The following is an 8,550-nucleotide window of genomic DNA, read 5'->3' as shown; positions in this document are numbered from 1 at the left end:
TCCAACCTGCTTATTTTTTCAAACCTCATTACCACCTCTCATATTATTTTCTAGTGATTACAACCTTTAATATGGTTATGCTAGAGGTCTAACATTGCTTTGTAGTAACAAATACTTTGTTACAGAAATAATTATTAGCCACAAGTATGGTTTCCTACTTCCTTAAATGAATTCTTTTTGCAGTACTCCAAGTTCTACTATGCTGTACAGAATATGAGTTATGCAAGAGTTCTATTATTGCTTACAGAGCGTAAAAACAATTGTTCAGTTAATAGTATGCTTACAAAATATGTACCTCTTTTTCCTTCTTCTTAAATTTTGTTGTTTGGGCAGCATCTTGATAAGTGCTTTTTCTTTAGCAGTTTTTTTATTGAGATTTGCTCTCTTGACTATTTAGGTAGTGTAAACATTTATTTCAGCCAAAGGTAAATGCTATATTGCTCACTTTATTTCCTACTGAGAATTCGGTTTGATACGCTTTTTTGAACATCGCGAAAAATTAAAATTTCCACTGCTTACCATTTTAATTATATCAATATTTACGCTCATGAAGATTATAGTATTGATTCCTTTATTGATAAGCATGGTATTGTTAATTTACGGTTTTTGATTAAGTCAAACGCTTTTTAGCATAGCTTAGTAATTCATCTTTTTTTAATTTGTAAGAGCTACTTTCCCAATAATTTTTGAGTAATGCTAAGGTTGTCCCCATGTTTTTTCCAGGTTGATGGCCTATACTTATTAGATCTTTACCAGAGATGGGAAACAAAGGTATATAAAATGAGTTAGCAAAGGAAATATATCGATTTATAACATCAACATCCTTATCTTTTTTGATAAAATGAACTTTTATTAAATCGCAATATAACTCTCTGCCAAATAAGCATAAATACTTCTTCTGCTCTAATTCTGAAAGTTCAATAGGAATGTTAGTATGTAATAGAAATAATAATTTCTTTTTTTGTTTGTTTGATAGACATAAAAATTTACTAACATATTCACCAATTTCTAATTTAGGATTTTCTATGGTACTAAGTAGCAAAGCAAGTTTAACAATTGAGTCGCTACTATTAATCGCATCTGTGGATAAAATTTCGCATCTTACTTCTTCAGGGATAATCTTTTGCAGAATTGCAAATTTTTGCATAATCTTTAAAGTAGGGACTGGATTTTTAGACTCAAGTAATTTAAAGATCTCGTCTCTTATTCTCTCTCCTGAGAGTTTTTTGAGCATATCAGAGTGTTTACTACATGCTTCTATTATTTCGTCACTTAAATTACCAATGCATATGTCCGCATGGAAACGAAATGCTCTTAATATACGCAAATAGTCTTCTTTAATTCTATCTTCTGCGTTTCCTATAAAATTCAATTGTCTGTTTTTTAAATCTTCGATACCATGAAAATAATCATATATATTGCCATGTTTATCAGCATAAAGAGCATTAAACGTAAAATCACGCCTTGAAGCATCAGTCTGCCAATCATCTGTAAAATTTACTTCTGCATGTCTACCATCACATTTAATATCCTGTCTTAATGTCGTAATTTCAAAAGACTTACCATCTAATACCGCTGTAACAGTACCATGTTTAATCCCTGTAGGAACGGCTGTTATATGATCAAGCTTTAATGCATCAATTATACGGTTAGGGAGTAAATTAGTGGCTAAATCAATATCATGAACCTCTCTTTGTAAAAGAGTGTCTCTAATGCATCCACCTACAAATCTGATGCTACAACCAAAATTTTCTATTGCATTAATTACACGATTGACTTTTTTGCCGTATACCCAATGCGCTTTCAGATACATAAATCTCTCATAATATCTTTATTGAGTTTATACTCCTATACTAACCTGAGCAACCTGATTTTCTAATGATTCAATACTATCTAATTTTATTTGTAGAACATTATTGATAAATTTATTAGCATCATTATTTTTTATAGATACTGTATACTTTTCATTATTTTCAGATATAGTATATTTTTTATCATTTTCTGTAGTGTCAGTGGAGTTATCTTGAGCTTCTTTTTTAGATTCATGTTTTATTCTTCTGGCATCCATAGAAAGAAAATGATTATGGATATATACTAAATTAGCAAATCTTTTGCAATCTCGTTCATTATCAAGAGTTACATTCATATGTTCAAATTTCATATCTAATTGAATTTTTGGTTTATGGCCATAACTTGCACCAATGATTTTTCTTATTGAATGTTTAATTGTCATTTTTTTTATTTGTGAATCTTCGTTAAATCTTTCTAAAAATTTAGATTCACATGCTGATGATTCATAGCACATTAAATGCCTATACTGTTCATAATCAAAAGTTATATTCATACATTCGGATTTCATATCTATATGATCATAACTTTTACCAAAGATTTCCATTGTTGAACGTTTGATGATTATTTTTTGTATTTCTGGATCTTTGTTACATCTTTCTAAAAATGCAGATGATACACGATATATTAAATGCTTATATCGTTCATTATACTCTTTCACGTTATTAAAGTGTTCCTCTGATTTATTAAGTCCGTTTTTTCCTTTTTTTTCCATTCTATTTAAAAATTTATCTATTGGTTCTTTCTTAGCAGGAATTCTATGTAAAAGGGGGAACTGACTTGCTAAACTATGCAAATTACCAAGATGAGTAACTTTTGCATCTTCTGAAAATATATTGCCTTTTTCTTTTAAAATTTTCACTGCCTTACATAGGTGTGCATCCTTTGGCTTATAATGCCCACTATTATTGTCTATATATGTTATCTTACCATTCTCTATTTTCATTAAACCAGAATATATGACCGCTCTTCCTCCAGCAAGTGATGAATGTCTTATAGCAATTTTATCTTTGCCAACATTAATATGTTTGTGAACTATCAGTCTTTTATCAAGAGTCATTACATAAGCTACACACCCTTTTTTTTCTTTACTGATTTCATCACTTGTATTGTATAATTTACCTTCTACGTCATATAATCTCACATCTTCATTTTCTTCATCAAAATATAGAGTATATTCAGCTTGCTCATCTGAAGTAAAATATTTAACAGTACTTTGACTCCCTGGAATTTTTCTTTCTTTTGTTCCTACTTCTGGAAACAAATTGTACCGTGGAAAGAAATACTTAAATTTATGCTCTACCCAACGCAAAATCCTATCTATAATACCAAAAGCTGGTTTATTGTCTAAGTCGATAGATAATTGTTCTTCTTTAGGTACACCTTCTATATTTGATCTTGTACCAATCTTACCAAATTCTCCAGCAGCATGCTTCCATTTACCCATAAGATATTCATGGCGAATCTTCTTATCTGCTGGAATAATATACATAAAACTCTAGAATAAATTGAATTATTAATTCTATAATACCTTTTACTAAAAAACAACTGTTAAATTTCTAGATCATTCAAATATTGAACCACACTTTATAATTAGAATGTAGTAATCCTATAAAGTTAGCGCTTTTTAGTAAACTTTTTATTAGTCTAAGTTTATCAGTTCTATTGTGAGTCTTTTTTATCTTATTAGCTGTTTCATGCAATATAGCGAGAGCTTCAGGAACATTGAGATCACGTTTTAGTGCATCTATAAATTCTACTGCAACTTCTGTATCATCATCTTTTATTTCAACATCAATGTTATGTAATAGACGGTTAAATTTATTTAGTGCTCCGGTAGATTCAATAATTGTTCTATCAGTCCAATCTAATGGCTTTCGATAATGAGTTTTGAGTAATGCATAACGTATTACTTCACCTTTTATGCCTTGGTTTAATAAGTCTTTTATTTTTATTATATTAGATAATGATTTACTCATCTTTTCTTTATTCACAGTAAGAAATCCATTATGCATCCAGTATTTTGCAAAAATTGATTCAGGAAATGCACACCTACTTTGGGCTATTTCATTTTCATGATGAGGAAATTGTAAATCTACCCCACCACCATGAATATCGAAATTCTTCCCTAGATAACCGTTAGCCATGGCTGAGCATTCTATATGCCACCCAGGCCTGCCATCTCCCCATGGACTTTGCCAAAAGCTGGAAAGTTCATAATCAACTGCACTTGCAGGTTTCCACAAAATAAAATCTCCTTGATGCCTTTTATTATCACTTATCTCAACTCTACTTCCATGTATTAAATGAGAAATTTTCTTTCCTGATAAAGTGCCATACTCTGGATAAGAATATGTATCAAAGTATATATGCTTGTTGGCTATGTAAGCATGATTTTTGTCTAGTAGATTTTGTATTAGTTTTATCATTAGTCCTATATTATCCGTTGCTTTAGGTTCATAGGTTGGTTCCAAACAGTTTATGTTTTTCATATCCATATGAAAAGCTTTAGTGTAATGAGATGTAATGCTTTCTATACTGCTATTACTTTTTTGTGCGACATTAATTATCTTATCATCAATGTCAGTTATATTACGAACATAAGTGACTTTTTTGTAACATAACTTAAGTAAACGGAATAATATGTCGTATACAATAACAGATCTTGCATTTCCTATATGTGCTGAGTCATAAACAGTTGGACCACATACGTACATCGTTACATTACTTTGATCTCTAGGAACAAAAGTTTCTTCTTTTTTAGTTAAAGTATTATATATACTTATCATATTAAGTTTTTAAGAAATGAGAAAAACTCAAAAATAAGCTTTGGACCAAAAATTAACATCGTAATAGTGATGAATAAACCAAGAATTGATATTAAAACACCAACTATAGCAAGCAGTCCATCTTTACCCATCATACCAAGAGCAATAAATGTTATTCCAGCTGCAGGAATGAAATGAATGAAAGGCAAAGGAATAGCGATAGAAAAAGTAGAAATTAACATGACAAACGCTAAAAATCTTATACCTAATTCACAAAAAATAAATGCTACACGGAATTTCATAAATTTTTCTATCTTATTTAAGATAGTGGATCCCTTTTTTAAAATAACAACTAAAGTTGAATGTTGAAAAGATTTTTGTTCTAACCATTTAGGCATCCAAAGTGAATCAAAGCCGAGTAGTATCTGTGATATAAATAACAATAATGGTATAGAAAATATGGTAGTATAACCTGGTGGAACAGGTAGCGGTATTGATAACGGTAAAGAAAAAAGAATAATAAAAATGTAAAGACCATACTCATGTAATGCAGCTTTTATTTCAAGTAAGGTTACCTTATCAGCATTATTGATACTTGCTACTTCTTCTAGTAAAGAAGAAGCTGATTTATTGCTCTTTTGCATGTAATCTAAAAACCTTTGCTTAACGAATAAAAGTATATAAATTATTGTTTATAGGTTACTACATTATTCTACTCGATATATGTTTACTTTATAAATATAATATTTTTTAGAAAGAAAAAAAACTCAAGAACAAGCTTTGGTCCCACAATCAATATTACAGCAGTAATAAATAGACCAAAAAGTGATATCAAAATTCCTAACATTGAAAAAACCCCATCTCTACTCATAATGCTAAGAGCAATAAATGTTATTCCAATAGCAGGGATAAAATTGGTTAGTGGCAATGGAATAGCAATAGAAAAAGCGGAAAGTAACATTATAAATGCTAAAATTTTTTCTCCTAACCTGCAGAAAATGAACACCATACGTGGTCTCATAAACTTCTCTACTTTTTTTAAAATAGGAGATGTCTTTTCTATAATAAGCGCTAAAGTTGAACGCTGAAAAGATTTTTGTTCTAACCACCTCGGCATCCAAGGCGAATCAAAACCAAGAAGTATTTGTAATGAAAATAATAATAATGGTATAGAGAGTATTGTAGTATAACCAGGTGGAACAGGTAAAGGTACTGATAATGGTAACGAAAAAATAATAATAAGAATGCCAAAACCACGCTCATGTAATGCAGCTTTTATTTCAAATAAAGTTACTCTATCAGAACTCTTGATATTGGCTACTTCTTCCAATAGAGACGAAGCTGGTTTATTATTTTTTTGCATGGAAATCAAAAACCTCAATCAATGATTGAATCTATTTATTTAACTTATGGAGTAAGTGATAATTTGTCAACACATTAAATATTGTTTCACTTTACATTGCACTTATTAAATTTTTTACATAAAAGTCTAAGGCTATTTAGTAATGTTATGATAAATTGGAAATTGAGTACAAATCTCTCTGACTCTAGCTACTACTTTCTTTTCACTACTAAAACTATTTCCTTGAGTTAATCCACTTATTACCTCATTTATTAGACTAGCTATTTCTTTAAATTCTGTACCACTTAGACCACGAGTTGTTTCAGCGGAGGTGCCAAAACGTAATCCTGAAGTAATTGTTGGCCTTTCTATATCAAATGGTATAGCATTTTTATTACATGTAATACCTGCTCTTTCTAAGCTATCCACTACATCCTTACCAGTTATTCTCTTTGATCTCAAATCTACTAATATTATATGAGAGTCAGTACCTCCAGTTACAATATCTAAGCCATGCATTTGTAATTCTTTAGCTAGTACTTTAGCATTTTCTATAACTGCTTTACTATAAATCTTAAATCCTGTGTCAAGTGCTTCTTTGAATGCAACGGCTTTTGCGGCTATAATATGCATAAGTGGTCCGCCTTGCAATCCTGGAAAAACTGCAGATTGAATTTTCTTATGTATTACTTCATCATTTGTCATAATTATTCCACCACGAGGGCCACGTAAAGTTTTATGTGTAGTAGAGGTTATAATATGTGCATGCTGAACCGGAGAAGGATACTCACCAGCAGCAATAAGCCCTGCATAATGAGCAATATCTGCAAGCAAGTAAGCATCAACTTTGTCTGCAATAGCACGAAAGCGTTTAAAATCTATTTTTCTTGGATAGGCCGAAGCACCTGCAATAATTAGTTTCGGTTTGTTTATTATGGCTAATTCTTCAATTTCATCCATGTCAAGCAAGTAAGTTTCTTTATTAACTCCATATTGAATTGATTTAAACCACTTGCCAGAAAGACTTGGAGTTGCACCATGAGTTAGATGACCACCACAATCAAGTGATAACCCAAGAATTTTATCACCAGGGCTTAGCAAAGCAGAAAGCACTGCTTGATTAGCTTGTGAGCCAGAGTGAGGCTGAACATTAGCAAACTTAACATCAAATAATTTGCACAATCTCTCTACAGCTAAGCTTTCAATTTGATCTACGTACCTACAACCACAATAATATCTTTTGCCTGAATATCCTTCTGCATATTTATTAGTTAAAATAGAGCCTTGAGCTTCCATTACAGCTCTGCTTGCAAAATTTTCTGATGCAATTAATTGTAATTGAGATTTTTGGCGCTGTAGCTCTCCTTGTATAGATTGATAAACTTCATAATCAAAAGATTTTAAATCACTTAGAAGAACTTTTGACATAGCCACAATACAAAATTTTATGGTAGTTCAGATTAAAGCATGATACAAGAAAATTCTTATTTATTTTTATAATTATTGTGATATAATATACATTGGGGTGAATTTATGAGTTTTGATTATCAACAACAATTGGAAAAGGCACTTGAAACAATTAAAAAAGATAATATCAGTGATGTTTGTGCGTCAATTATTGATTCATGTATAGGGACATACAGATGCGATGATCAAGAAAAAAGTATCTTGAATGATCAAGGAAAGTTAGACAGAATAAAAAACGTAATTTTATTATCATCATTGTACATACAAGTGACGGAAGAAAAAAATTTGGTGTACATTCTATCTTCTAGTGATACAAATATAGAAAGAGTCAAATAAGTATTAAAGTTTTTGATAAAAAACTTACTGATGGAAAATTCTCAAGAAGCAGAAAAAATAAGAAGTAATAGCAGTTTTTTTAGTAAAAATGTGTGTTCTTCTAATACTAGTGTGATAAATAGTTTAGTGTATGGGCTTAAAAAATATTGTGATTACTGTGTAAGCGAATTAGAAAAGATGAGAGATGAAAGAATATCTGGTAATTCAATCTCGTATTATGAATTTTTTAAGATTAATATAGAAGAATCAGCAAAAGTAATTAGAAACCTAGATTTTTACAAAAATGACATAGCAAAAACTCTTGGATCAGGCGAATATAAGAAAAAATTTCCTATGTATCAAGCTAATATAAAAGAGAAATTTGATGTGGCGTATGAAAGAAATAGTTTATTATGTCAAATAAGACTAACAGCAGCAAAATTTCTAGAACCAAAAAATAAACGACTTACAACTTCTTGGCAAGATTTACCAGAAGAAGCACAGGAGAAGATATTAGATGAATTCAATAATGATAAACTGAAAGATTATGTTAAAAAACTAAGTCAACCTAATACTCAAGTTGAAAATCCTGAAGTTGTAAGTATATCTGCCATTCCATCACACTCACTATAACATTTTATCTATGTTAGACAGACTTGCTAATTACTCAGTCTGCTTACTTTTATCATTAAAAACCTTAATGTAAATTAAGGCTAAAGAAATTGTTTGATAAAGTGTTTTATGTAGTTAGGTGTGTGGGTTAACACCCTCGCCTTAAGGCGAACACTTTAGTATAATATACTTTAGTAT

7 protein-coding genes and 1 pseudogene are annotated in these 8,550 nt (G+C 30.4%); 2 read left to right on the top strand and 6 right to left on the bottom strand.

What is annotated here, in order from left to right; genetic code table 11:
- Positions 1 to 610: 610 nt before the first annotated feature.
- The 6 genes and pseudogenes from V6U76_RS03475 to glyA form a co-directional block, all read right to left on the bottom strand.
- Positions 611 to 1,813: a CCA tRNA nucleotidyltransferase gene (locus tag V6U76_RS03475; RefSeq protein WP_333023621.1), complete on the bottom strand. Its 1,203-nt coding sequence runs from the start codon at positions 1,811 to 1,813 to the stop codon at positions 611 to 613.
- 27 nt (positions 1,814 to 1,840) lie between these two features.
- Complete coding sequence (locus tag V6U76_RS03470) at positions 1,841 to 3,340, bottom strand: hypothetical protein (protein ID WP_333023620.1); 1,500 nt, start codon at positions 3,338 to 3,340, stop codon at positions 1,841 to 1,843.
- 85 nt (positions 3,341 to 3,425) lie between these two features.
- A pseudogene (cysS, locus tag V6U76_RS03465) lies at positions 3,426 to 4,637 on the bottom strand (cysteine--tRNA ligase); the annotation flags it as partial.
- The gene (locus tag V6U76_RS03460; RefSeq protein WP_333023619.1) at positions 4,634 to 5,260 is read right to left on the bottom strand and encodes an exopolysaccharide biosynthesis protein; all 627 of its coding nucleotides are present in this window, start codon (positions 5,258 to 5,260) and stop codon (positions 4,634 to 4,636) included. The gene V6U76_RS03460 and the pseudogene cysS, both read right to left, overlap by 4 nt.
- Positions 5,261 to 5,343: 83 nt before the next feature.
- Positions 5,344 to 5,979: an exopolysaccharide biosynthesis protein gene (locus V6U76_RS03455; RefSeq protein WP_333023618.1), complete on the bottom strand. Its 636-nt coding sequence runs from the start codon at positions 5,977 to 5,979 to the stop codon at positions 5,344 to 5,346.
- A 132-nt stretch (positions 5,980 to 6,111) separates the two neighbouring features.
- Entirely contained in the window at positions 6,112 to 7,386 is a 1,275-nt protein-coding gene (glyA, locus tag V6U76_RS03450) for a serine hydroxymethyltransferase (RefSeq protein WP_333023617.1), read from the bottom strand.
- Between the two features lie 105 nt (positions 7,387 to 7,491).
- Between glyA and V6U76_RS03445 the strand changes: the two genes are divergently transcribed.
- Together V6U76_RS03445 and V6U76_RS03440 are read left to right on the top strand one after the other, a co-directional pair.
- Positions 7,492 to 7,761: a hypothetical protein gene (locus V6U76_RS03445; protein ID WP_333023616.1), complete on the top strand. Its 270-nt coding sequence runs from the start codon at positions 7,492 to 7,494 to the stop codon at positions 7,759 to 7,761.
- A gap of 30 nt (positions 7,762 to 7,791) precedes the next feature.
- Positions 7,792 to 8,373: a PRANC domain-containing protein gene (locus V6U76_RS03440; RefSeq protein WP_333023615.1), complete on the top strand. Its 582-nt coding sequence runs from the start codon at positions 7,792 to 7,794 to the stop codon at positions 8,371 to 8,373.
- The last annotated feature ends 177 nt before the right edge of the window (positions 8,374 to 8,550 follow it).

Source organism: Wolbachia endosymbiont of Pentidionis agamae (genome assembly GCF_036711655.1).
In the GTDB taxonomy this organism is placed as follows: domain Bacteria; phylum Pseudomonadota; class Alphaproteobacteria; order Rickettsiales; family Anaplasmataceae; genus JAZHPY01.
This window is presented reverse-complemented; position numbering and strand designations above follow the sequence as displayed.